Here is a 23,979-nt window from a genome sequence, read left to right as displayed (position 1 = left end):
AGCGGGTAACGGGAAGGTCGTGCCATGACTCGATCCTTTCATGAAATCGAGTCTCCATTCGAGCCGGGGCGGTTCAGGCTGTGCAGGAAGGCGAACGCCGTGCGGTTGACCTGTCCGGCCGAGAGACGGTGGCCGGCCATGATACGGTCGGGGCCGCCGGTTTCGCCCGGGTACCAGTAGCCGAACAGGACGCGCACGGCGACCGCGCAGGCCCGGGCGAGGTCATCGCCGCTGGCGCCCGGGGTGTGGGTGAGGGTGCGGGCCCAGGCCAGGCTGGTGATTGCTTTGGTGTTGGGCTTTTCCCGGGTGATGCCCGGCAAGGTGGCGTACTTGTAGGCGGTCACCAGGCAGTCCTTGGCCGGAACGGCGTACTCCTCGGCCAGCGTGCGGAAGGCGTCGACGATGCCGGCACCGGTCGGGGCGTGCAGGTGCCGGCTGCCGGAGTCGGCGAATCGGGTGGGCAGCACGAGGACGGGGATGTCGTCGTCGCGCACCACGGAGGTGTCCGGCGGGCGTTGCCCCGTGCGCAGGGTGGACGCGAGCCGGCAGATGACGGGGGAGCTGCGCCAGTTGCCGGTCAGGCGGTGCGGGGCGGGGGAGAGCTGAGCGGCGAAGGACTGGAGAGCCTGGGGTTCGGCGCCGCGCCAGGCGTAGATGGCCTGGTCCGGGTCGCCGACGAGAACCAGCGGCAGGCCGGCGTCGTGCAGCAGCTGAAGGATCGCCAGGTCGGCGGCGGAGCAGTCCTGTGCCTCATCGACGACGACTTCCGCGAACCGGGAGAGCAGCGGGGGCAGCAGAGCGGCGGCGGTCTTGGCGTGGCGCAGGTTCCACAGGGCCAGGACCCGCGCCTCGTGCCCGGTCAAATAGCCTTCGTCACACCACGCCTTGCGGGTCTCGAAGATCTTCTTCTCCCACTGCGCGCGGCTGTAGGAGGTGTCCTTGATGAGCTGGCGGGTGTCGTAGTCGAGCTTGTCCCAGGCAACAGCCTCGCGCGCCTCGGGGTAGGAGGGATCTACCGTCATGGGGAAGCGGTGCAGGTTGATCTCCCGGTCCGTGCCCTCCACCAGGGCCTTGATGTTCGCCCAGGATTCCAGCAGACGGGGCGCCGGCTGGGCCGCCCGCCGCGGCTTGACCAGGAACTCCCACAGGAACGAGTCGAGCGTGCCGATGAAGTGCGGCGCCTGGACCAGATCGGCGCGGCCCGCCGAGCGGCAGCGGCGGGCCATCTGGTCCCGCGCCACCCGTGTGAACGAGATCAGTGCCCGCCCCTTCCGCAGCCGCTGCCGGGGCGACTGTAGATGCCGGTTGGTGATCACATGCGTCTTGCCCGCGCCCGGGCAGGCGGCCACGTAGGCAGGCGCGGCCACGGCCATGGCGGCCTGCTGCTGCTTCTCGGCGTCGGCCCGTACCGGATCCTGCTGAGGCGTCGTCATGGCGCGCCCACTGCAGGCGTGCTCGTGTCCTGGGCGGTGATGAAACGGATGGCACCCGCCAGGTACTCGGGCACCGTGAACGGCACCACCCGGTCGGCCAGTATGTCGGCGAGTTCCTGCGCGAACCGGCCCTTGGAGATCTCGGTGCCCTTCAGGATTTCTCCGTCCGTGCTGGTGACGGTCCGGCTGGCCTTCGGGACGAACAGCTCCCCGAACGCCAGGGCGGGATCCGTCGCCTCAACGACCTGCTTCCAGCGGTCCTGCGAGTGCGGCGCGCAGCGCAGGAACGCCGCCCGCAAGGCGGTGATGTTGTTCTGCGACCACAGGGCCGGCTCCAGCGTCCTCGGCGCCGCGGCCAGGTGCAGCTCGCCAGGAGAATGCCAGCCGCGCGGCAGCTTCCGCAGCGACTGCAGCCGGGGTGGTTCTGGCTGATCGGGTGCCACGTCCGTGTCGGTGATCAAGGCAACCCGCCGGCCCAGACAGATGCCGTCAACGGGCGCCAGCAGCACCCGCAGATAGACCTCGAACCCGACCCCGTCCACGATCACCCGGGTGGTGCCGAAGAACCGTTCCACCGCCTCGAACGCCTCCCGCTTCGCCGGCGCATCGGCGTCCTCGTCTGCGGCGAGGACCCGCTCGGCCAGAACCGGCAGCAGCAGAAGCTCGGAAATACCCTCCACGAGGATCGCCCGCGACGCGAACAGCAGAGCACTCTTGGTGGCATCGAGATAGCGGTCCAGATGCCGCACCCGGTCCGGGCTCAACTGCAGCCGGGGAATGGGCAAAGGCCGCGCCCGCCAGCCGTCCGACAGCTCACCCGGGCAGCGCGCCATGACCACCAGGTCCTGAACGCTCGCAGCGGCCGACAGGATGGGGGAGTGGGTGGTGACCACCACCTGCAGATGCCCGGCCGGCTCAGCTGGGTCCCCCGACGGCTGCCGGCGCGAGGCGCGCGCCCGCCGCTGCAGGTAACGCAGCAGCAGGGTCTGCAGCTGCGGATGGAGGTGCGCCTCGGGCTCCTCGACCAGCAGCACGGTCAGATCCGCCTCCGCCGCCGCGTCCAGCTCGGCCATCACCGTGGCGATGAACAGGGTGTTGGCGTAACCCAGCCCCGAGGCCGACAACGGGAACGGCGCGGCGGAGACATCACCCAGCAGCATGCGCAGCGACCGGGCGATCGACGCGAACGTCGGCTCGGCCAGGGCCAGTTCACTCGCCTGGGGATGCGCGCCGACCGTCAGATCCCGCAGCGGCTCGTTGATCTTCTCGCTGACCTTGACCACGTCCGGGTCCGCAGCCACCTTCTTCAGCTCGGTGCCGATCCGTTCCACGAAGGCATCGGCCTGCTCGTCATCGCCTAGCAGCCCGCGAAGGATCATCCGCACCCGATCCCCGCCCGCCGAGGCCAGTTCCCGCTCGGCATCGCGCAGCGCCGGCAGATAGACATGCCGCACACCGCCCCGCGCCGGAGGGTCCCCCGTGACCGGAAGGCCCGCGCCCTGCGCCCAGACGGTGCTTCCACGCCGCCCGCCCGTTTGCGGCGGCGTCCAGGACACCTGCCACCGGGCGGTACGGCTGTCAGGAGTCCCCTGGGGCAGCAGCGCCTCCAGATACGCGCCGCTTTCCCGCGGGCCGATGCCGGCGACGTCCAGCTGCAGGCTGGGGCCGCCCTGCGCGGCCGCCGTGGTGAGGACATCGGACTCCTCGAAATACCGCACGCGCCGCCCGTCCAGGGGGTCCGTGAGCAGCCGGAGCGCATCGATCACGGACGACTTGCCCGCGTTGTTCTCCCCGACCAACACCGTCACTTCCGGCCGCAGCGGAATCCGTACCCGCTCGCACGACCGGAACCGCTCCACCAGCACCTCGGCCACGTACACCGCCCGCCCCCATCCCCGGAACGTCACTCTGAGTAATAGCGATCATCGGATAATAGTGGGCATTGTCTGGCGCGGCGTTCAGAACTCGTCGTAAACCAAAGCGGTCAGCGCAGATGACGGCCCGCGCCACAGGAGCGCCGGCTGCCGGGGCCCAGTTCTACGTGAGCCGCGAATCGTTCATCCAGGGAGGAACGTCACGTACGGCACCAGGCGCTGCAGGTAGTCGTCCCCGAAGTTCATCCGCAACAGCGCCGGGCCTGGTGATGCCCGTCGGCAAGACCGCCCTCGCTTGCGGCAGGCCGGGGCTGCTGCTCTGTGGGGAAGGGCCCGGCCCGGTAGCTGCCCGAGACGGCGGTCAGGGGTGCCGTGGGTTCCTGTGCGGTCAGAACTCGTCATCGTCGGGATCGGTGAGGAGCCCGAGTTCTGGATCGTAGTGCAGCGGGGACTGCACATAGCCGTTGTGGAACTGCCAGCCCTGGCGCAGCACCGCCCTGACCGGCGCGAACGCGAGGTTGCCGACCCTCCTTCCGGCACCGAGCGTAGGAACCGCGGTCTGCCCGGGCTCAAGCGAAGGGATCTCCACGATCAGGCGGTGCCCGAGACCCGGCACATAGACGTGCCATGGGGCCAACCGCGCCGGCAGGTACCCCGGGTAGGGCCGCTCCTCGGTGGTCGCTCCGTCCAGCTGGAGCTGGCGGCGCAGGATCTGCGCCAGCCCCGGCCGGTCGCTGCCGCTGGCCGGGATCACACGGTGCACCGCCCGGGACTCCACACCCGTGCGGCGCAGATGTCCGCAGATGTCCTGGCTGGGGCCCACGGATTCGCGGTACACCAGCAGACCGCAGGAAATCGCCATCCACGTGAACAGCAGGGCACGGAACTGTAGGTGCTCCGGCAGAGCGGGGTCATCGGCCTGCACCGGCCAGAAGTCGGGCTCGGTGTGGACCTCCTCGTGGAAGGTCAGCCCTCCATGGATCATCAGCATGGTCGGCTCTGCGATGCCGGCGCGCACACAGGCGGCCGTATCCGTCCACCAGGACCACCAGGTACCGCCATCATAGGAAGGCCCCCAGGAGACGGCCCGCAGCACAACGCCCCTCTCGATGCGCACTGGCGGCTCTTCCCACACCATCAGCCCGGAGGGGGAGGGCACAATGCTGGCGATCTGGGCGATGCACGGGACGTCTGTCAGCTCCATGACGCTGGCGGCGGCTTCCCGCGTGATGTAGAACAAGTCCGCTTTGCGTAGTCGGCGCCTTTCCGCGTTGGCCAGGGCGGCCGCCTGATCCTGCGCCCGCTCAAGTGCCGCCACGGCGGGCGGCATCAAGAACGTCACTCCCTCCTGCTGCAGCATGTCCGCCCACGTCTGGGGCGCGTTGTAGTGGAGGAAGTCCAGTGTCTGCAGCCACAGGGCATGCACGTCTTGGATGCCGGTCCGGTCCACGCTCATAGCGGGCTCGATCCTCGAGAGGGGTACAGGCGAAACGGTGCTGACGCGAGGGCGGTTGCGGCCTGTGCCGCCCGGTGCTCACGGGTGGTCAGTGCCTGGGCAGGATCTCTTCCCGGCCGATGCGGATGGTCTGAAGGTGATCGAGGGTGATGTCCTCGGTGCCGTCGAGGATCGCGTTGACGGCGGCGCCGCAGATGAGCTGGGACAGGTAGAGGAAGTAGCCGCCGGTCCGGTCGTGCAGGTACTGGGCGTGCCGGGTGAGCACGTCCTTGCTCAGCTTGCGCATGCGTAGGTTCTTCTCGTAGCCCTTGAGCACGGCCAGGAAGGGGGCCTGGCCCTCGGCGTCGCCGCTGTAGGGCAGCGGGTCCACCCAGGTGACCGGCAGCAGGCTGCGCACGTTCTGTTCCTTGGCCACTGCCGCTCTGAGCTCGGCGGTGGTGGCCTTGGGCTGCAGCCGCTGGTGGGCGGTCCACAGCGCGTCGTCGCGGCGGTCGCAGCCTTTGCGGGCGGCATGGACGATGTCGGTCGCGCCGGTGCCGCAGAAGATGGTGGTGATGCCCAGCCGGGTGCGCAGGTAGTCGAAGTAGTGCAGGATCGGGCCGAGTTGGCCGGGGGAGACCCGCTGGATGTCGTCGACCAGCAGCAGGCGGGTCTGCTTGCGCTCCAAGACGGTGCGCACGGGCAGGGACAGGTCGGGAATGCGGCGCAGCTGACGGGCTTCCCCCTCGCTCTTGGGCTCGGGTGTCAGAGCGAGGAAGGAAGCGATCTCCCATATCCAGTTGAGTTCGTTCTCCGGGTCGTGCGGGACGGTGATGTGCACGACCGGGACCCGGTCGCTGAAGTGCTTTTCGACCCTGCGCTGCAGCTCCCGGCCGATGAGCCGCAGCAGGTACGTCTTGCCGGTTCCGGCCGGGCCGTCGATCACCATGTCCAGCAGGCCCTCGTATCGGTTGCCGTTGACACCGAAGGTGCCTCGGGCTCGCAGCAGGCATTTCTTCAGGAACGCGGTGTCGATCACCAGCAGATGGCGGTGGTAGTCCACTCGCGGGTCGTCCTCGTCGACGTCCGCGTCCGCGGGAGCGCAGTCCAGCAGGTCGGGTGGATTGAACTCGGTGCGCACATACCGGTCCCAGCCTTCCCAGGAGAAGATCCATGAGGGCAGGGGTGGCGTGGTGCGCACCAGGTGGGCGATCTCGGCCGGGGCATCGGATGCGGCGGGCACGGTGGTCTTCATTCAGCTCTCCTCGGCGGGTGAAGCGAGGTGCGGGGTCATGCGGGCGCAGTGGTGCCCGCCGGTGGCGGGTCGTCCTCGGAGTCGGCCGGGGCCCACGTGGGCAGGGTGTAGCGGCCGTTGTCGACGTCCCTGGCCGGCACGGGCAGCGAGGGGGCGGCGGGAACGGTGTCGGGGTCCAGCGGCGTGGCCGGTACCGCGGAGTCGGACGTGTCGCCGGTCTTCAGGTGGATCACGCCGCGGAACGGCAGGCGGGGCTCGGCCGCCTGCCGGGCGGTCGGCCCGCGGCGGGTGCGGCGGTGGCGTTCCTTCACGGCCAGGGTGATGGCCACCTCGTCCTCGCGGCTGCCGCCGCCCAGCGCCCATTCCTCGGCGGCGTCCTGCCAGTGATAGGCCGTCCACGGCAGGTCGGCCAGCATGTGCCGGTAGAGGAACTCCACCGGGATCCACCTGCCGCTCAGCCGGTGGTCATACAGCCAGGCGACGTCGGGATAGTAGGGGTTGTAGCGGGCTTCCCACCGGCCGTTCTTGTGCGCGAGCCCGGAGTCGAGGCCCTCCAGGTCCCGCAGCCGCCCATCGAGCAACCGGTAGGTGCGGTTGTCGATCTGGACGCCCTTGTCGGTGACCGTGACCCAGGCCGGCACCAGCAGCTTCCGGTTGTCCTCGGCCGTCAGCTGCCTCGGCCGGTAGCCGTAGCTCGCCACCAGCAGGTCGTACATCTGGTTCGGGGACAGCACCATCCCCGGATACAGAGGGCTGCGCAGACCCTCGTGCGGCTGCTGCTGGTAGTCGAGCGCCACCCATTCCTCGGCCGCAGCCTGCATCTGGTTGATGCTGAACAGGCGCTGGCGTTCGACCCCGTAGCCGCGCTGCTCGAAGCTGCGGCCCGTCCAGCCCTTCACGTACTGGGCGCAGGTGTCGGCGAAGCCGTGGAAGAAGGCCTCGGCCAGCGGCTTGTCGGTGGGCGTGTCCTTGCGCGCGTATTCGATGCTGATGCCCAGGAAGCTGCACACCATCTTGAAGTGGTCACTCAGATACGGGCTGCCCTGGTCGATGACGATGGTCCGCGGGTGGATGACCGGGCGAGCCGCGACGGCCTCGGCGAAGCGGGCGTCGGTCGCGCACAGCTGGCCGTAAGGCAGGGCCGAGTCGCGGGCGGCGGTGAGCGGGTCCCAGCCGGGCCGCATGGGCAGCGGGGCGAAGCACTGCGCCAGCAGCAGCACCAGATCGAACGCTTTGGTGGCGCGGCCGCCGATACGCCTGCCGGGCGGCCCCTCCCCGGTCACCGCGGGAACGATCATGAGGGCCATGCAGGAGCGGGAGGCGACATCGATCGCGGCGGTCAGCTCGGCCGAGACGGCGCGGCCATCGTCCCCGATCAACTTGATCTTCAGCGGAGAGGTGTCGATCTGCACCAGCTGACCCGGCCGCAGCGCCACCGACGGCGTGTACGGGCGCTGCGGCTTGCTGTCCTGGCGTGAGCGCCGGCGCGTGGTCTTCTTGAGCTGCTCGGTCAGCCCGAGCTCCTGCATCCGGGTGTAGAACGTAGAGCGGGGCAGCAGCAGCCGCTCCGCCTCCCGGGGATCCTGCAACTCCCGGCTGTAGCGCTGATGGATGAGGGTTTCCACATCCTCATATACGCGGTTGACCCGGCCGCCGGACTCGCGGGCGTGGCGGGCGGTGACCTCGTGCATCAGCGCGATGACCCGCTTGTCGGTGCGGCCGCCCGGGTCAGGGGTACGGGCCTTGCGGCCGTCGTACAGCAGCACCATCGGGTTCTCGTCGGCCTCCTTCCAGGCGCGGCGCCGGTCATCCAGCGCCCGCCAGCTGAACTCGATGCCAGCGGCGGCGAGTTCAGCCGACTTGGTCTGGCAGCGCTGCTTGAAGGTGGTGGTGTCCGGGTCGTAGCCGGACCGGGCCGTCGTGCAGCCGGGCCGCAGCCCGGTATGGAGTTCCTTCATGTGCTCGTGCCACCACAGGGCCTTCTCCCGCTCTGCGGGGGTGGCGGCCTCCAGCAGCTCGCCCAGTGCAGGCAGTTGCCTGCGGGACACGTCCTGCCTGTTCTCATCGAGGACGGCGAAGTCCGGGGCGCTTTCCACCTCCCGCCACAAGGTGTCCACCGGCGCCACATCGCCCGACTGCGACCGCAGGCTGATCTGCCGCCCTTGGAAGGCAGCGACCTCCCACAGGGCACCGCGCCATCGCACCAGATCCCCCAAGCAGACCCGGTCGGTCTCGAACCAGCCCGACACCGTTCCCGTCATCACCGCCTCCCCACTACCCAGACCGGGGAGAAGGGCAGCAGCGGCCGGCCCCAGTCGATGTCCAGAAGGCGACGCCAGATCAGCCGGTACACATGGTCGAAGCCGAGGAATTCGGGCACCCCGCTGTCCGTGACACCCTCCGCCAGCGGCCGCGGCCGCCGGAACGCCGCCAGCAGGGCCCGCTCATGCGCCTCCTCGCATACGGCTGGCTGCCGGTAGTCCGCCACCAGCAGCAGATTCTCCCGCCGCACCCCGTGCGGCACCACTCGCACGCACACGCTCCAGCCGGCCTGAGCGGCGACCTCGCGCAGCGCTGCCAGGCGCTCGCACCACTGCGGGCCCATCCGGTGCGGGGCGAGCACCACGGCCTGCCGCTGCTGGTCGCGCGTCAGAGCGATGAAGTCCGGCCGCCACCGGTGCCGGATACGGCCCTGCTCCCAGTGCAGCTCAACCGGCTCCCCGGCGAACCGGCTGATGGCGGGTTCGAAGTCCAACTCGGTGGCCACATACGTGCGCCGCTTGGATCCGCACACCACCAGCGTGCCCGTCGTCGCCGACCACCAGTCGGAGAGCTTGCCCTGCCGGCCGTGGTAGGCGACCGGGTCCGTGGGCGGCTGGCGCTCCTCCAACGCCACACCCCACAGTGCCTCGGGTGCGACACACACCAAGCGGCCGTCGTCGTCGAGATGCCACACCTTCATCTCACGCACCCGGAAGCCTCCCCCGGCGTCTCCGGCCGGAGCCGTCGTCCTGAACCAGGCCGTGGCACCAGCCTGGCCGTCTCCCGCCCGCAGCGGTCAGCACACCGAAACGGGTATCACTCGAACGGGTGATGCCCCCTTGACGAACCCGCTTCCAACCAACTCGCTCTCTGCGAAAGCCAGTTCTCACACCATGCAGGAGCGCTCGCGCAACGAGCCGGACGACTCGGCGAGTCGGCTGTGCCCCACGGCCAGCACGCGCCGACGGGCTCCACCGGCACCGTCGGCAAACGGGGCCGCAGCGGGCTGAGCGTGGTGATCCAGCCACTGCGCCAGCTCGCCCCAGCCGTCCACGTCCTCCAGCCCCCAGCCGGCCATCAGCTGCTGCACTTCCTCCACCCACACTGCCCGTGCCGCACGCGTGCGCGCGCCGCTCTGCTCGTAGCGCAGCATCTCCCGCGCCAGCTGGACGGCCTCCGGATAGACAACCAGTGGGGCGGTGCGCAACTCCCGCGCGTCCAGGCCCGCCCTCCAGGCCCGCTGCGTCCAGCTCCATACGTCCGGCGTACCTTCCCACCAGCGCGCCACAACCTGGAAGCCGTCGGCGAACAGCTCCGCTCCCGCCGCGCCGAAGCGGCGCTCCAGCCGCACCCGATCGGCGTGCGCACGCACCACCTCCGGCAGCCCCTCCAGCCGCACCACGTGCGGATCCTGGCCGCGGCGGTCGTCCGCGAATCGCCGGTGGCGCAGGCACACCCGCCACGGGTCCGGCCACACCAGCCACGCCGCCTCACACACGCCCCGGGCAAGGGCACACAGGTCGCAGCAGCGCACCACATACCCCTCCCGCACCTCGAACGGCCACTGCCAGCGCGCCGGATCATCTCCCGGCAGCAGAAAACGGTCCTGGAGGTTGGTCAGGGCCAGCTGCAACCGGTGCGGCGTCCGGCCGGACAGCATCGCCAGATGATCCAGCGCCGCCCGGTTGACATACAGCTCCGCCAGGGCCGGCAGACGGGGATTGACCGGTTGGCGGCCCGTACCCACACGGTCCAAAAGATCTCCGAGCTCCAACTCGTGGGCGTGCGCCAGACGATTGACGAACGAGCCGGTCGACTCGCCGGCCAGGCGCGGCAGGGGGACCCGCAGCCTACGGCGCGGTCCCCATACGCCGGCCCTGTCTGCCATCACGCCTCCCACACCACCCACCAGAACCGCACGCGTAGCCCGGCCGGCCGCACGCGGCCAGGCCGGGCTACGCGTGCAACGCAACCTCCGCATCCCAATCCGGACTGCGCACGGCCGCAAGACCCCGTCACTCGTTCGAGTGAAGTGTGGGCGCCTGTGCACCGCAGGGCGGTAGGCCTCCCTTCCACCCTCGAAGGGGCCCGACCGCCTCAAAAACCCGAAAGGAGCACGGCCATGGCCGAGTTACTCCGGTTGCGCACCCCGCTGCGCCCGTTCCAACAGCAGGCGGTCGACAACTGCGTCACCGAGTTCCTCCTCGGTGCGCCCCGCTGCCGCGTCGACTCTCCGTGCGGCAGCGGCAAGACGTTCATCGCCCTGAACGTCGTGCACCACATGGCGCCCACAGGCAACTCCGTGAACGTCGTGCCCACGCTGGAACTGCTTGAGCAGACCGCACGCGAGTGGCACAAAGAAGGCCGCCCCGGCCGCTACCTCGCCCTCAGCGGAGATCCGGACCTGCCCAAGGACCCGGCCCTGCGCGGCATCCTGACGGCCGTCACCACCCCTGCCGCACTCGCCGCAGAGATCTCCCAGGCCGACGGCCCGGTCAGCGTCTTCGCTACCTACCACTCGCTGCGAAAGATCGCCGACGCCCACCGACTGTTCCACATGCCGCCCTGGGACGTGCTCGTCTGCGACGAGGCCCACCGCACGGCCGGCAACCTCGCAAAGCCCTGGGCACTGCTGCTGAACGGCCAGCAGATCTTCGCCCATCACCGGCTCTTCGTCACCGCCACCCCCCGCAACTTCGAGTCCAGCCCGGGCCAGGACCTCCCGGTCAACATCGAAGTCGCGTCGATGGATGACCTGAACCTCTACGGGCCGGTCGTCTTCCGCCTCTCCCTGGCCGACGCCATCGACCAGGGGTTGCTGGCCGACTACCGCATCGTCGCCATCGAGGTGGAAGACGCCGACCTGCGCGCCATCCTCAACCGCAATCCGATGCTCGCCGCCGACTCCGAAGGCCTGCGCATGGCAGCCGCCGAGGTCGCCCTGCTGCACGCCATGCACGACTACGACCTACGACGCGTCCTGGTCTTCTCCCCCCGGATCAAGGCCGCCGAGGTCTTCGCCGAGACCCTCCCCGAGACAGCTGCCCTGATGCCCAAGCGGATGCAGGGCCCGCTCCAGGTCGGCACCGTCAACTGCGAGCAGAGCCGCTACGAGAGGCTCACCCAGGTCAGCGCCTTCAAAGAAGCATCCCTGACCTCCAGTGACAAAAAACCACTGCGGGCCGTCCTGACCAACTGCATGATCTTCGCCGAAGGCGTCGACGTCCCCGCCATCGACTCCGTCCTGTTCACCAGCCCCAAGACCAGCACCTACCAGATCGTCCAGGCCGTCGGCCGCGCCCTGCGCCCGCTGCCCGGCCAGACCAAAGTCGCCCACATCATCATCCCCGTCTACAAGGCCCCCGGCCAGGACCTCGCCGACGCCGCCAAGGGCACCCGCTTCTACCTGCTGCAACAGGTCCTGTCCGCCCTCAAGCTCTACGACGAGCATGTCTTCCACCGCGTCCACTACCTCCGCCACCCCACCGTCACCGACCCCCTGCACCCGGTGGCGCGCCCCGAACGCGCCGACGAACTCATCCCCCTGCTCCGCCTGTACGCCGAAGACCCCCACAACAGCATCTGGGAACTCGGCCTCGAAAGCGCACGGCGCTACTGCGAACAGCACGGCCACCTGAAGGTCCCCAGCAGCTACTGCGGCCCCGACCGCTTCTATCTCGGCTGGTGGCTGGGCAACCAGCGCTCCCTGCGCATGAATCACAGCCTCAAGCCCGAACGCATCGAAGCCCTCGACGCCCTGGGCATGATCTGGGAACACCCCCGCACCAGCATCGAGCACCGCCTGGACATCGCCCGCGCCTACCACGCCCAGCACGGCCACCTCGTACCCGTCCCGGGGGAACGCTTCCGGGGCATGGACTTCGGCCGCTGGATCAACACATGCCGCAACAAGGCCCGCCGGGGGCAACTGCCCTACTGCTACCAGCGGGCCCTCACCGAGATCAACCCCTGGTGGAACGCCGGCTGGGACAAGCACGGCCACTGGCGGCGCATCTACGCACGCGCTCTCGCAGCCGCCCGCCGCGGCGAACTGACATTTCCCGACCTCGCCCCCGACAGCGACGACCGACCGCTGGAGCATTGGCTCGACAAGCAACTCCACGTCCTGCCCAGCCTCAGCTCCGCCCAGCACAACCTCCTCGGAGCCCTGCCGCTCCACCACCCGCTCGCCCTGCTGCTGCGCCCGCCTCGTAGCCAGAGCGAACGCGCCTTCGCCCACGGCCTGCGCCACGCCCATGCCTACTGGCGCACCAATCAGCACCTCAACGTCCCCTACGACCATGTCGTCTGGGACCGCGGCAGCTCCTTCCGCCTCGGGGAATGGATCTCTGACAAACGCCTGCGGCCCTACCGTCTGACCCGCGAACAACTCGACGCTCTCGAAGCACTCGACATGCGATGGACACGAACGCTGGCATAAACCAGTCGACCCCCAGCCAAACCGGGGACCCGGTGGAGGCGCGGTAGCGTATGGGTGACCACACCCGCGCTTCATCCGCGTCGATCACGCACAGCACCGTGAATGATCGTGAGGTAGTGGGCGGACCACGCACCGCGGCACGTGTCGCACACGGTCTTGCGCCAGCCTCCCGGCTCGTCATTGCGGGTACGGACGCCGCCGGGTGCGCCGCAGAACTCGCAGGTACGCACCGACTCCGCCTCCGCCGCAGCCACCACGCCACGCAGCACGGAACGGTCGGCCCCCTCAGCCTCCACCTGAACCCGCAGCCCGCCGAGCTTCTCCTTGAGGCCGGTGAGCACATAACCGGGGGCAAGCGTGCACAACTGCTGGTGCAGGCTGGTCAGGAGCTCCTGCCAGCCAGGCCCCACCGCATGGGCGCGGTCAGGGATCTGCACCGGCGCCACTGCGCTCTGTTCGTCCACCATCGTCCTGCACTTCGCCGGGGACCAAGCCTGCGGCACACCCCCGTGGGGATGCCTCCCGTCGCAAAGCGAGAGGGCTTCCCGCTATGCCGGGCCGGCGTCGCGATGGACCAACCCCGGGCCGTAGAACGTTGGTGGCCCGGAAGGCGCCCAGCGCGTCGAGTAGCTGAGGACGGCGCTGCACGTGCAGGAGATGGCCCGGGCGAGGAAGGAGAACGTCGCGCGAGCTGTCGCAGCCACCCTCTACGTTAGCTAGCGCACCGCCCACCTGCCCGCTTCGGCAGGCCCCGGAACTGGGGCTGGGGCCGGCGGACCCGCCGATGGCGGCCACTGCCACCGGCAAGGAGCCCGCGGTCGCAGCGGAACCGCCGCGCCTGCCGCCGATGCTGTAGCGGTGATCGTGGCTTCAGCGTAGTCCGAAAGGCCAGAGGCGGCGACCGTGCCGCGCCCGCGGCGGGCGGCGTGCCGGTCATGACAGGAGAGCTTCGCCCGCCACTGGCCAAGACGATCAAACCTCGCCGAGAACTCAGGCTTCGTCGAGAGGAGACATGGAGTCTCCGGACGCCGGTGCGCCGTCTCCAACTCCACACACTTGACGTGTGCTTGACGTGCGATCCGATGTGCGTTCCATGTAGGGTTGGAAGTGGAGGTGACTCTCGTGTCCGACGAGCACAACGGGCTCTTCGCATCGGTCGATGCCCTGCTGGAGCAGGCGGCAGCGGACGCGCTGCCCGATCCCGCCGAACGCAAGCGCCTGCGTGAAGCCGCAGGCCTGAGCCAGGACCAAGTGGCGAACGCATTGACGGTGCGACGGGAGACGGTCACCGGCTGGGAATCGGGACGCACCGAACCGCGCCCTCCCAAGCGGGCCGCCTACATCCGTCTTCTCGACGGCCTCGCTGCCCGCTTCCCCGCCCCCGAGTCGCCCTCCGGCTCGGCGTGGGGACCTAGCGCCAGGCCCCCCGTCATCTCGCAGCCGCAAGAGTCCACATCGCCCGTCGTGCCCGCCTCGGACCGGGCGACTCCGGTTCGGCCGCCGGTGGCGGCGGCGCGCCGGCTGACGGTCAAGAAGACGGTGGCCCCGGCCGCCGGGGACGCGCGCTTCACCCATGGGCCGCTCGCCGTCGTCGATGGGGACGGTTCGGCGTACTGCACCGGTGGCCTGGTCCTCGACTGCCCGCTCACCGATCTCCCCACGCTGGTCGAGTGGACGCTGCGCGAGGCGGACCTGGGCGCTGCCCGCCTGCACCGCTCGGGCAAGGACGCCGACCCGCTGATTGTGCTGACCGCCTCCGCCGTCCAACGCCTTGGCCTGCCAGCCGTGTTGGAGGACCGGCGCGGCCTGCGCCTGCCCGACGACCACCCGGCGCCGAAACAACTCGCCGCGGCGCAATGGAAGTTGACGAAGCGCGGCTTCGGCCCCTGGGCGCGGGTCTACCGCACGGCCGACGGCGCACGCCGCCAGTGCGTGCAGTTCGCCGTCGTGCCCTGGGGCGCGCTCGATACCCGCTCCTGGGACACAGCACACCAACTGCAGTCGGCCGAACTCGCCCGCCTGCTGGGCACCTACGCCACCCGCGTGCTCACCCCGTGCGGCTCCACCGCCGTCACCGGACTGGAACTGATGACCGCGCTGCGCCCGCCCACCCGCGCGGTGAAGGACCCTGCCACCGGCAAGTGGGTGTCCGGCCCGATGCCCGGCTCGCTGAGTGAACCGGTGGAGTGCGCCCCGCCCGAGGCCCCCGACGGGCATCCGGCCGTCGCCGCCCTGTATCCCCGCTTCCACCAGCGCACCCCCGACCAGGTGCTGGACGAAGAGGCCTACCAGTGGGCGAGGCCGCTGACGGACGCGGAATGCTTGAAGCCCTACGTCGTCGGCATCGACGTCAACATGGCCTTCGCCGCGGCCGCCAACCGGCTGACCGTCGGCCTCTCCGCCCCCGTCCACGTCCACCGCCCGGTCTTCGACGCGAAACTGCCCGGCTCGTGGCTGGTCGACCTCTCGCACATCACCTTCGACGAGCGCCTGCCCAGCCCATTCACCCCGCACGGCGAACGCCCTACGGGCCCGGCTTGGTACGCGACCCCGACCGTCGCCTACGCCGTCGAACTCGGCTACCAGGTCACCCCTATCGAGGCCTACCTGCGCTACGAACACGGCCCCTACCTGGACGCCTGGTACACCCGGCTACGGGACGCCTACGTCGCCACGATGGCCGACCTCGGCGTCACCCCGGGCATGCCCGAAGAGCAGTTCCTGGCCGCGATGGCCGGCTACCAGCAGACCGATCCCGTCCTTGCCGCAGTGCTCAGCGCCGTCAAGGCCACCGTCAAGGGCGGCATCGGCAAACTGCGCGAGCGGGCCCGCAGCGGCGGATGGCGGCCGGGTGAGGCGTGGCCCGCCCTCGCCCGCCCGACCTGGCGCCCCGACATCCGCGCCGCCGTCATCGCCAGCGCCCGCGTCAACATGCACCGCAAGATGCTCAAGCTCGCCACCCACGCCAGCCTGTACCCGGTCGCGATCCTCTCCGACTGCGCGGTATACGCCTCCGACGGCACCGGCCCCCTCGACTTCCTTCCCTACCAGGACGGCAAGCCGCTGCCCGGAGGCTTCCGGCTCGGCGTCTCACCCGGAATGGTCAAGCACGAGGGCACCCAGAGCGTGTTGTGGGCCGAGGGCCTGCTCGAGGAGCACGGCCCGGACGTCAACATCGCCCGGCACATCAAGACCGGCGTCGTCTCCGGCCAGGACGAGGGGGAGTAGGCACCGATGGGCATCCTCGCCGACAGCCTCGACAAGGCCGACGCCGCACACTTCACCCGCCCCCTGCCGAAGTCGGCCCAGAAGCAGATGCAGTACCTGGTCAAGCAGACCAAGGGCACCCAGGCCGTAGCCGACCTGCTCGGCGTCACCCAGCGCACCGTCGAGCGCTACCTCACCGGACAGTTCAAGCAGCCCCGCCGCGACCTCGCGGAACGGCTCGCCGGCGAGGTCCGCAAACGGTGGCAGCCCCGCGTGCGCGAGAGGGCAAGAAAGCAGGCCGCCACGACCGGCGGCATCGTCATCGACACCCGGGCGCGCTTCGGGTTCACCGCAGCCCCGGGCACCACCGACGACCCGCGGCTGCGGCCCATCACTCAAGGCCTGCCACCCGCCTACGCCGCACGGCTCTTTGACGCACATGCCGCCGGAGCCGCCGAACAACAGCTCCAAGACATCGTGGCCGAAGGACTCCAGGAGATCTACTTCAAGGACCGCGGACGGCGCGCGCACGGACTGCTGGTGGACTTCACCGACATCGACTACCTCGACGTCGACTACTGACCGGGGCGGTGCTCCTTCCGTGCGCTCCGGCATGTTGAGCCGAAGCACGATAGTTGTCACATAGGCGTGCTTCTGTCATCAGACTCTCCACGGCTGCCCCGGCCCATGCTGATCTTCGAGGCCCGACGCACACTGTGGAATAAGGGCCGCGAGGAGGGGCTATGACGCTGAACATCACCGTCGCTGCTCGCTGGCTCATGACGCAGAGCTCGGACTTCCGCCTCACGGGCTCGGGGGCCACGGTCAGCGAGACGTCGCAGAAGCAAGTCGTGTTGCAGTACATGGGCTGGTCGGGGCTGGTCTGCTACACGGGCGTGGCGCGATACGGCCCCCACGACACGGCTGCATGGTTGGCAGATGTACTGACACACAATCCCGGTCAGCGCAGTCCGGAGCAGGTGGTCAATCGACTGGTCGAGGAAGCGACCGTTTGGCTGCGCCAGGTCCCCATACGGCTCAGGTGTCACACCTTCACCATGATTACCTACGAGAGGGGGAAGCCCAAAGTCTATGTGATCTCGAATTTTGAGCGCCCAAACGGACCACAGTTGGCAAACCCCGCCGACAAACTTTTCTGGACCCGCGTGCGGCCTCGGGGGCCGCGGTGCATCGTGACGGGGTACAGCCCGGCAGTTGTGGATTCTCAACGCGAGGAACTTGAGGGCCTGCTGGCGTCGGTTCCGTCGCCAGAGCGTCTCAGAGAGGCAGTTGCCACGACCAGTCGCGAGTCATCAGCCAGGGCAGAAGGGACCGTCGGTGAGTCGTGCGTGGTAGCCCATCTCTGCCCAGACGGCTCGGGGGAGGCGCAGGTTTTCGGGAACCTGAGCGAGGAATTTCTGCCGACCATGATTACGAACGGCCACAACATCGCCTCTCTCGTTCCGACCGTGATGGACCAGGCTGGCCGAGCGGGCCCTCACCGCCTCGTCGGTGCAACCTGGTCGGCCAATGGCGCAGCCACCGCGATGCTGGGTGCCTATCGGGCGCTCTCACAGCAGGCGGGAAGCGGGTGGCCTTCGAGTACCTCTTCTGCCAGTGGTGATAAGTAGTCCGCCTCTCAAGTGGCAATGCATGTTTCACTTAACGCAATTGGCCAGGTCAAACGGCTGTAGCGGTGACAAAGCCTCGGCACACTTACTGTGGTCGCGCTTTACTTGGCGAGTTCAGCGCTGGCGGTCAAGAGAGTCGGCGAGCCGGTCGGCGTAGGCGTCGAGCAGTTTGAACATGAGGTAGCGGGGTATCTGTGCTCGCTTGAGGAGACTGCCGAAGGTGGTGGTGCCCCTTTTTTTGCACCTTCTACGCTGCGTCACCGCCACGCAGGACCATCAGGCACGAAATCAGCGCAAATTGGCAATATCGCGCTCAGCGATCGATCCTGTGCCCCACCATGCTCAAGTGGCCAGCGTGGTCCGGCTGCCTCACCCCTCAAAATCGTCTTGGACCAGCCGTGCCCAATGCTTACGGCCGCGGGCGTCATCTGATGCGTATACAAGGCGAGTCACCGTCCATTCTGGGGCGACGGGCGGTGAGAATACAGAAGTGGCTACGGTCTGAAACCCTCGGATTGGCGAGCTGAGAAGCTCCGTAGCGTTGTGTTCGAACTCGGAATTTCCGCCGCCGTAGAGCTCATCGATCAGCAGGAGTGTTGGCTGTGTACGGGCATAGGTCTCCGCGAGGGCTACGAGGACCTCAAGTCCCACGCTCCTATCCAGCGATCTATCGTGACCTCGATCTGAAATGACCTTGTTACCCAGGGTGTACTCGGCCTGAATCTGATCCTCCACAATCCGTATCTGCTTGACCGCTCCGCGAACGATCTCTGGCAACTCCGTGATCAGATTTCGAACGATCCAATGATCTAGGCCGAACAGCCTTCCTAGCTTGCGCACATCTCGAGGCGCATATGCCAAATCCGACGGGAGAGTGACTATCCGATACGGCTGGGAGAGAAACGGCACAGTGGTTCCGTCAGCCGAGAAGAGTAGTTGCTTGCCTTCGGCTCTGAACTCGGCTCGGCGTGGTTGGGGGTTGTACCAGTTGATCGCCGCGTGCACTGTCGAATCCGATCGACCCCGGCGATCCATGATAATTGAAGGTGAGGACAGGCCGGACAGGAGTGAAATGAAGTGAGTCTTACCGATACCCGTTCCGCCGAGGAAAAGATTGCATCGCGAGAACCGTACGGTCGTCGGCTCCGCTAGCCAGATATCCTTGAGGATTTCGATGGAGTGGATCCATCCGAAAGGGCGGGATATGCCGCCGTGCTCCATGCGGATTCGTGTCTCATGGAGATCTTTCCACCCTCGTAGTAGTGACGCAGGATAGGCCCCGCCAGCGTTGGTATCGACAAGACGTGCGCAACGGGCACATAGCCAGATTCCGTTGGGAGGAGCACTGCGCTGGGTGTCGGTCAGGCCGCCGGTGCCGCGGGGGCCATTGGGTGCTGCAGCATAGATATGGGCGGCCGTGCCTGTGAGCTCAAAGTCCGCACTGCCCGATCCTGGGCCAATGGTTAACGCTCCACAGCCTGGGTTGGAGCACCGGTAAGCTGCCCTCAGCGCCAGTCTGCCCTTGGTCTTATCCGTGAAGTTCGCCCGTCGACCCGGCTGCTCGGAGTCCACAGCGTCTCCCTTCGTTCGCTCAACGAAGAGGCACCATAGTCGGGGACTGACCTGCTTTCCCCCGCAGCCCGCTCAAGAGGTCTCGACTGCGGTGCCAGGCTCACCAACCGACAACACTTGACGCCAGCTCTTGCCCACATGCCCAGGACACGTAGGGAGTCAGTTGGCCTGAAGATGTCCTGAAGGCGGAGGAAGAATGGTAGGTAGTCTTTGATGGCGGCCTCGGCCGCGAGGGCTGCGGCGGGGGCGTGGTGTGACGGGGTTCGAGTCTCTGGAAGCAACAGATCCGCGCCAGATCGGGCGGTATCGGATCGTCGCGAGACTGGGCGCGGGTGGCATGGGACAGGTGTACTTGGGGCGCTCGCCGGGTGGTCGGGCAGTCGCTGTGAAAGTCATACGATCCGAGCTGGCCGCCGACGACAGCTTCCTGCTCAGGTTTGCTCGAGAGGTCAAAGCTGCCCGCCGGGTGAACGGGGCTTTCACAGCGGGAGTAATCGATGCCGATCTGGATGGCTCCCCAGCTTGGCTGGCGACGGTTTATGTGCCAAGCGTCTCCCTCGGGAAGGCGGTCGCTGCCCATGGGCCGTGGCCGCAGGAGCCAACACTGGCTCTGGGCGCAGGGCTGGCAGAGGCACTCGAGGCCATCCACTCCGCCGGAGTGATCCACCGGGACCTAAAACCTTCCAACGTGTTACTCGCAACTGACGGTCCTAGAGTGATCGACTTCGGGATCTCAGTCGCAGATGAGGCATCTGCTTTGACGCGAACAGGCATGGTGGTCGGCACACCCGGGTTCATGTCTCCCGAGCAGATCACAGGTGGGTTGGTCGGTCCGGCGAGTGACGTCTTCTCATTGGGAGCTGTACTGGCCTTCACTGCGACCGGAGCCGGGCCGTTCGGCACAGGAATGGCTCATGCAGTGAATTTCCGTGCCGTGTATGAAGAAGCCGACCTGAGAAACCTCCCTCCCGCACTCCGGACGGTAACGGCAGAGTGCCTGGTTAAGGACCCCACCCAACGGATCTCTGTGTCCGCACTACTGGAACAACTTGCTGGCGCGGTCGGGGACCGGCGAAATCTCGCGCGAACTTTTACTGAGAGTGAGTGGCTACCGGAATCCGTCGCCTCTACCGTCCGTATACGACCAACCGTACTTCAGCTCCCAAATTCACCAAGTGCCTCACCTATACGTCAGACAGAAGTGAAAGTACGCCCAGTTAACGTAAGCACGCAGCTCCGCAAGCGTGGCGAAGTCTCGCTCACTGAGAAGGCGCCCGATCTAAAGACCGTCATTATCAGCCTGGACTGGGGCCTAGGGAAGCCAGCCGGCCCAGACTTCAACATCGACGTCTCCGCCTTGGTGGTTGGTGCCAACGGCAAGGTCTTATCTGACCAGCACTTCGTGTTCTTCAACAACCGGCAGAGCCCTGAAGGAGCGGTCGAACACCTCACTGTTGGAAACGAGCATGCCAGCGAAAGGATCAAGATTGATCTGACCGCCGTCCCGGCCGAGACCGCAAAAATTGTGTTTCCGGTTGCGATCTACGATGCAGGAAACCGACAGCAGAGATTCGACAGCGTAGGCCACTTGTGTATCCGAGTCATTGATCAGTTGGACGGGCAGGAGGTAGCCATCTACGAGTTCGCCGCGGATGTCTCCACTGAATTCGCCGTGGTTTCCAGTGAGCTCTATCGAACCGGCACGGAATGGAAGTTCCGGGCTATTGGCCGAGGCTACGCCTCTGGGTTGCGTGGAATCGCGCTGGACCACGGAGTCAACGTGTAATCCTCTCGAGTCCCCGCCGCTGCTGACAAAATTGATCACCCGACCCTTCCGGGGTGAGGCACGTGGCCTGATCCGTAGTCGGTGACAAGCAATATGCGGATTCGGTGGCAACTATCGCGCCTCGTCATCCTGGAGCCGCAGGTCAGCGGCCGTCGGCGGTGACAACTATCGTGCTTTGGCACACATGTGCGCCTGAGTGTTCGAGCAACTGGGCGTGATAGCCGGCCGGTACGCCCTGCTGGCCGGTTCAGGCGAGTTCCTCCCCGTACCGGGCGAGCAGCGCGCGGAGTGCGTTGGCCCTGGCGTCGTCGCGCCCCTGGAGGCGGTTTTTCTGGTTGCGTTTCCACCGGGCGAGCGTCTTCTCCTGCTCGTTGCCGAGGGTCAGGCTCGGCCGTAGGTGGCCGTGTTCTGTGGCGAAGTCCGTGAGCTGCTGGAACATCGCCTCCCACTGATCGCCTCGCTGGTCCCATGTCCATCCCGCCAGGGTCTCCAGGTCCGCCTTCTGCGACTCCAGGAGCCTGCCACGGTTGGTGCGCCAGGAATTCAGCCAGACTCCGATGGGGTGGCCGTTCCACTCGTCGCGTTGCTTGATGGATGCGACGGGTCGGCCGGTGGTGGTGACGAATTGCTGCATCACCTGAACCTTCGCCGTGTGGCTGTCGCCGAAGGGAGTCCAGGACCAGCCGGGTATCTCCTGCACGGCCTTGAGCTGGTCGTCCGGCAGGTCGCGGCCGTGCGCGACCAGGTCTTCGCGTCGGCTGCGGAGGTTGTTCGCCCACACGGTGGCCTCGCGGCCCGGCATCGCGTTCTCCCGCTCGTCCGGATCCGTGGCCTCGGCACGCTGAAGGTAGGCACGGTATCGGGACCAGAAGCCGGCTTCGTGCGCGGTGCCGCTGGACCAGGTGGGGATGGTGGTCAGCCGCTCGGCCCGATCCGGCCGCAGGCGTCGCTGGCGCTGCAAGCTCCTCTGCTTGCGGCTCCATCTGCCCAGACTCCGGCCGTCGACAGCCACATCATCGGTGGGGTAGCAGTGGCCGGCATCGGCGGCATAGGCCACCAGGGCCTCGAACATGGAGTCCCAGGCATCGTTGTGCGCCGTGTACTCGATCTTCAGCGCCTGCTCGCCGATCCGTTCGCGGATCCATTCACGCGCCGTCGCGGCACCTTGCGGAGCGCCAAGGGCCCGGTAGCGCTCGGCTGCAGCGGCATCGACCAGGCCGAGCTGCGCCAGGCGGTCCAGGACGTCGGCTGCGGCCTCCTCGGGCTCGGCGACGAAGCCGACCACGACGTCATAGCTGTCGAGGAGGCTGAGGGGGTCCTCACGGATACGCACCACGGTCCAGCCAGCGGAGCGCAGCCGCTGGGACTTCATGCTGTCCTTGCGCCGTGAGTCGGCGGTCCCGTGGAAATAGGAGCCGTCGAACTCCAGGACGAGACGCAGGCTGTCGGCCTCGACGACCATGTCGACATGCTCGACGCGGGTGGTACGTATGGCGCCACGGTTGGGGTCGATGGGAAGGACAGTGCTGAGTTCCGCCTTCAGGCGCAGCTCCTGCGCGGACGTTTTGACCAGGCGGCAGTCCGGGCAGCCAGTGCCATAGCGCTTGCGGAAGCCTCCCGTGCGGTTGCCCACGACGGCTTCCCACCCGTCGTGATCGTCAGGGAAGTCCGGGCAGCGCCACCAGACCTTCCGGCTGGCTCCTACCGTGAGTTCATCCGCCGTGATTCCCGACTTCTCGGCGTCCAGCGTTGCGGCCAAGTCCGGCTTCACCGTCGACAACCGGTTCTTGTCCGTGATCTGCACGCTGGCCAACGCCCTTTGCCCCTCCGCACGAGCGGTCCCTTTGCGGGCCGCACCACGGCCACCATAGGTGCTGCCCCTGACGAGGGGCGGCGCGATCTTCCTGTCCTCTGCCCGGAGCCGGTCTCAACACCGCGGTGCCTGGTGGCGGCGGGGCCGTACCGCAGGGCGGGCTCGTCCACGAGGCTGGGGCAGGTGCCAAAGCACCTCGTCGGTCTCCCGGTTGTGGTGCCAGGCTTCCAGCGTGCGGGTGGTCACCAGTCGGTCGAGAAGCTCTCCGGTCTGCTGCGGGTTGTGCCCGCACAGGCGGGCGAGGACGTCCATATCGGCGCTGTGTTCGGCATCGACGGACGTGTGTGCGGCCAGCACCAGAGCGGTCAGCCGCAGGGCGGGCGGCGCGGCCGGCAAGGCCAACGGGTCGGGGCGCAGCGCCCAGTGGGCGGCGCGGCAGCGGGCACGGCGACCGGGCCCCTGGTCCAGGACCGCGGCATCGAGCAGCCGCACCTGCACAGGCACCGGCCTGACGGCCGGCGGCTCCAGCCAGCCGGCGTGGGCCAGCTCCTGCCACAGCTCCCGGTGCCCGCCCAGGCGCATGCCGCGCAGCAGACCCGTCGGCAGCCGGACATGCCCGCGGCTGTTGGTGCGCAGGGCGCACTGCAGGCCCAGCAGCCGGGCGGCGGGGGAGGTGAACCGGGGCAGCGCGGCGCCGAGGTAGGTGAGCATCTCCCGCACCCGCAGCCGCTGGTCGGACTCCGCCCAGAGCCCGACCAGCGGCTGCTGCGGCGCGCAGGCAGAGGGAAGCGGCCGGGGAGAGTTGACCAGCGTGTCCGGCACCACGGCGGTATGGCTGGTCGCCGCCGCGCAGGCCGCGCAGGTGTCGGCCAGTCGCCAGGTGCGGCCGCTGCGGTCGCGGGTGAGGGCCAGTAGCACCGGCCCGCCGCACCCCCGGCGACGCGGATGCCACAAACAGCCCTGCACCCGGCACTGGCAGCTGCGTAGATACGCCGGCAGTGCGTCGGCGCGGGCATGGCAGGCCAGATGTGCCAGGGCGGCGGACCGCGCGGAGGAGGCCGTAAGGGGAGAGGTGTGGGCAGTGCAGGAGGGGCACACGAGCGTGGGGCCGCCCGCCCGCTGACGCAGCTCCACTGTCCAGATGCGCCGCACTGCGGCATGCGCGCCACCGAGCCTCATGGGCTGGTCGTCCTCCTGTCCGTTCGCGCCGTGGCGGGGGCTCACTGTGACAGGCCCCCGAGACGGACGAACCGTAGTGCAGTTTCCCGCA

The 23,979-nt window shown here is 68.1% G+C and carries 17 protein-coding genes; 5 read left to right on the top strand and 12 right to left on the bottom strand.

Translation table 11 applies throughout. The features are described from left to right. Positions 1 to 38: 38 nt before the first annotated feature. From O3Q52_RS08190 to O3Q52_RS08160, 7 genes are all read right to left on the bottom strand, one after another. Positions 39 to 1,433, bottom strand: a complete 1,395-nt coding sequence (locus tag O3Q52_RS08190; protein WP_269648142.1) for a UvrD-helicase domain-containing protein — start codon at positions 1,431 to 1,433, stop codon at positions 39 to 41. Next, positions 1,430 to 3,307: an ATP-dependent endonuclease gene (locus O3Q52_RS08185; protein ID WP_269648141.1), complete on the bottom strand. Its 1,878-nt coding sequence runs from the start codon at positions 3,305 to 3,307 to the stop codon at positions 1,430 to 1,432. Before O3Q52_RS08185 ends, O3Q52_RS08190 begins: the two co-directional genes overlap by 4 nt. Before the next feature lie 388 nt (positions 3,308 to 3,695). Further along, positions 3,696 to 4,757, bottom strand: a complete 1,062-nt coding sequence (locus O3Q52_RS08180) for a hypothetical protein (protein ID WP_269648140.1) — start codon at positions 4,755 to 4,757, stop codon at positions 3,696 to 3,698. 94 nt (positions 4,758 to 4,851) lie between these two features. After that, positions 4,852 to 5,997: an ATP-binding protein gene (locus O3Q52_RS08175; protein ID WP_269648139.1), complete on the bottom strand. Its 1,146-nt coding sequence runs from the start codon at positions 5,995 to 5,997 to the stop codon at positions 4,852 to 4,854. Between the two features lie 35 nt (positions 5,998 to 6,032). Continuing rightward, on the bottom strand, positions 6,033 to 8,258 hold the full coding sequence (locus O3Q52_RS08170; RefSeq protein ID WP_269648138.1) for a transposase: 2,226 nt from the start codon (positions 8,256 to 8,258) through the stop codon (positions 6,033 to 6,035). Then, positions 8,258 to 8,959 carry a TnsA-like heteromeric transposase endonuclease subunit gene (locus tag O3Q52_RS08165; RefSeq protein WP_269648144.1) on the bottom strand — a complete coding sequence of 234 codons (702 nt, stop codon included), beginning with the start codon at positions 8,957 to 8,959 and terminating at the stop codon, positions 8,258 to 8,260. Before O3Q52_RS08165 ends, O3Q52_RS08170 begins: the two co-directional genes overlap by 1 nt. 186 nt (positions 8,960 to 9,145) lie before the next feature. Further along, positions 9,146 to 10,147, bottom strand: coding sequence for a TniQ family protein (locus tag O3Q52_RS08160; protein WP_269648137.1), 1,002 nt, complete (start codon positions 10,145 to 10,147; stop codon positions 9,146 to 9,148). Positions 10,148 to 10,381: 234 nt separating this feature from the next. Between O3Q52_RS08160 and O3Q52_RS08155 the strand changes: the two genes are divergently transcribed. Then, positions 10,382 to 12,700, top strand: a complete 2,319-nt coding sequence (locus O3Q52_RS08155; RefSeq protein ID WP_269648136.1) for a DEAD/DEAH box helicase — start codon at positions 10,382 to 10,384, stop codon at positions 12,698 to 12,700. A 71-nt stretch (positions 12,701 to 12,771) separates the two neighbouring features. Here the strand turns inward: O3Q52_RS08155 and O3Q52_RS08150 are convergent, their stop codons facing one another. Further along, complete coding sequence (locus tag O3Q52_RS08150; RefSeq protein WP_269648135.1) at positions 12,772 to 13,167, bottom strand: hypothetical protein; 396 nt, start codon at positions 13,165 to 13,167, stop codon at positions 12,772 to 12,774. A 655-nt stretch (positions 13,168 to 13,822) separates the two neighbouring features. Here O3Q52_RS08150 and O3Q52_RS08145 point away from each other — a divergent pair. The 3 genes from O3Q52_RS08145 to O3Q52_RS08135 all read left to right on the top strand — a co-directional run bounded on the left by O3Q52_RS08145 (position 13,823) and on the right by O3Q52_RS08135 (position 17,538). After that, positions 13,823 to 15,928: a DNA-binding transcriptional regulator gene (locus O3Q52_RS08145; RefSeq protein ID WP_269648134.1), complete on the top strand. Its 2,106-nt coding sequence runs from the start codon at positions 13,823 to 13,825 to the stop codon at positions 15,926 to 15,928. A 6-nt stretch (positions 15,929 to 15,934) separates the two neighbouring features. Continuing rightward, a complete protein-coding gene (locus tag O3Q52_RS08140; RefSeq protein WP_269648133.1) occupies positions 15,935 to 16,489 on the top strand; it encodes an XRE family transcriptional regulator in 555 nt (184 codons plus the stop codon). 161 nt (positions 16,490 to 16,650) lie between these two features. Further along, the gene (locus tag O3Q52_RS08135; RefSeq protein WP_269648132.1) at positions 16,651 to 17,538 is read left to right on the top strand and encodes a hypothetical protein; all 888 of its coding nucleotides are present in this window, start codon (positions 16,651 to 16,653) and stop codon (positions 17,536 to 17,538) included. A 114-nt stretch (positions 17,539 to 17,652) separates the two neighbouring features. Here O3Q52_RS08135 and O3Q52_RS08130 read toward each other — a convergent pair whose 3' ends face one another. Next, on the bottom strand, positions 17,653 to 17,799 hold the full coding sequence (locus tag O3Q52_RS08130; RefSeq protein WP_269648131.1) for a hypothetical protein: 147 nt from the start codon (positions 17,797 to 17,799) through the stop codon (positions 17,653 to 17,655). A 108-nt stretch (positions 17,800 to 17,907) separates the two neighbouring features. Then, positions 17,908 to 18,759 carry a hypothetical protein gene (locus O3Q52_RS08125; RefSeq protein WP_269648130.1) on the bottom strand — a complete coding sequence of 284 codons (852 nt, stop codon included), beginning with the start codon at positions 18,757 to 18,759 and terminating at the stop codon, positions 17,908 to 17,910. A gap of 604 nt (positions 18,760 to 19,363) precedes the next feature. Between O3Q52_RS08125 and O3Q52_RS08120 the strand changes: the two genes are divergently transcribed. Continuing rightward, positions 19,364 to 20,896, top strand: coding sequence for a TerD family protein (locus tag O3Q52_RS08120; RefSeq protein WP_269648129.1), 1,533 nt, complete (start codon positions 19,364 to 19,366; stop codon positions 20,894 to 20,896). A 247-nt stretch (positions 20,897 to 21,143) separates the two neighbouring features. Here O3Q52_RS08120 and O3Q52_RS08115 read toward each other — a convergent pair whose 3' ends face one another. Together O3Q52_RS08115 and O3Q52_RS08110 are read right to left on the bottom strand one after the other, a co-directional pair. After that, positions 21,144 to 22,700 (bottom strand): Helicase associated domain protein, encoded by a 1,557-nt coding sequence (locus O3Q52_RS08115; protein ID WP_269648143.1) that lies wholly within the window; start codon positions 22,698 to 22,700, stop codon positions 21,144 to 21,146. A 123-nt stretch (positions 22,701 to 22,823) separates the two neighbouring features. Further along, positions 22,824 to 23,627: a hypothetical protein gene (locus O3Q52_RS08110; protein WP_269648128.1), complete on the bottom strand. Its 804-nt coding sequence runs from the start codon at positions 23,625 to 23,627 to the stop codon at positions 22,824 to 22,826. Positions 23,628 to 23,979: the final 352 nt, after the last annotated feature.

Source organism: Streptomyces sp. ActVer, from assembly GCF_027270795.1.
GTDB classification, from domain to species: domain Bacteria; phylum Actinomycetota; class Actinomycetes; order Streptomycetales; family Streptomycetaceae; genus Streptomyces; species Streptomyces umbrinus_A.
Note: the sequence above shows the minus strand (reverse complement) of the source record. Positions and strands in the feature narration are given on the sequence as shown.

Excerpts from the sequence above, each read along its gene's own strand:
- O3Q52_RS08155 (WP_269648136.1), top strand. The coding sequence starts at position 10,382 with ATGGCCGAGTTACTCCGGTTGCGCACCCCGCTGCGCCCGTTCCAACAG.
- O3Q52_RS08135 (WP_269648132.1), top strand. The coding sequence starts at position 16,651 with ATGACGCTGAACATCACCGTCGCTGCTCGCTGGCTCATGACGCAGAGC.
- O3Q52_RS08125 (WP_269648130.1), bottom strand. The coding sequence starts at position 18,759 with ATGGAGCACGGCGGCATATCCCGCCCTTTCGGATGGATCCACTCCATC.
- O3Q52_RS08165 (WP_269648144.1), bottom strand. The coding sequence starts at position 8,959 with ATGAAGGTGTGGCATCTCGACGACGACGGCCGCTTGGTGTGTGTCGCA.
- O3Q52_RS08175 (WP_269648139.1), bottom strand. The coding sequence starts at position 5,997 with ATGAAGACCACCGTGCCCGCCGCATCCGATGCCCCGGCCGAGATCGCC.
- O3Q52_RS08160 (WP_269648137.1), bottom strand. The coding sequence starts at position 10,147 with ATGGCAGACAGGGCCGGCGTATGGGGACCGCGCCGTAGGCTGCGGGTC.
- O3Q52_RS08140 (WP_269648133.1), top strand. The coding sequence starts at position 15,935 with ATGGGCATCCTCGCCGACAGCCTCGACAAGGCCGACGCCGCACACTTC.
- O3Q52_RS08190 (WP_269648142.1), bottom strand. The coding sequence starts at position 1,433 with ATGACGACGCCTCAGCAGGATCCGGTACGGGCCGACGCCGAGAAGCAG.
- O3Q52_RS08150 (WP_269648135.1), bottom strand. The coding sequence starts at position 13,167 with ATGGTGGACGAACAGAGCGCAGTGGCGCCGGTGCAGATCCCTGACCGC.
- O3Q52_RS08170 (WP_269648138.1), bottom strand. The coding sequence starts at position 8,258 with ATGACGGGAACGGTGTCGGGCTGGTTCGAGACCGACCGGGTCTGCTTG.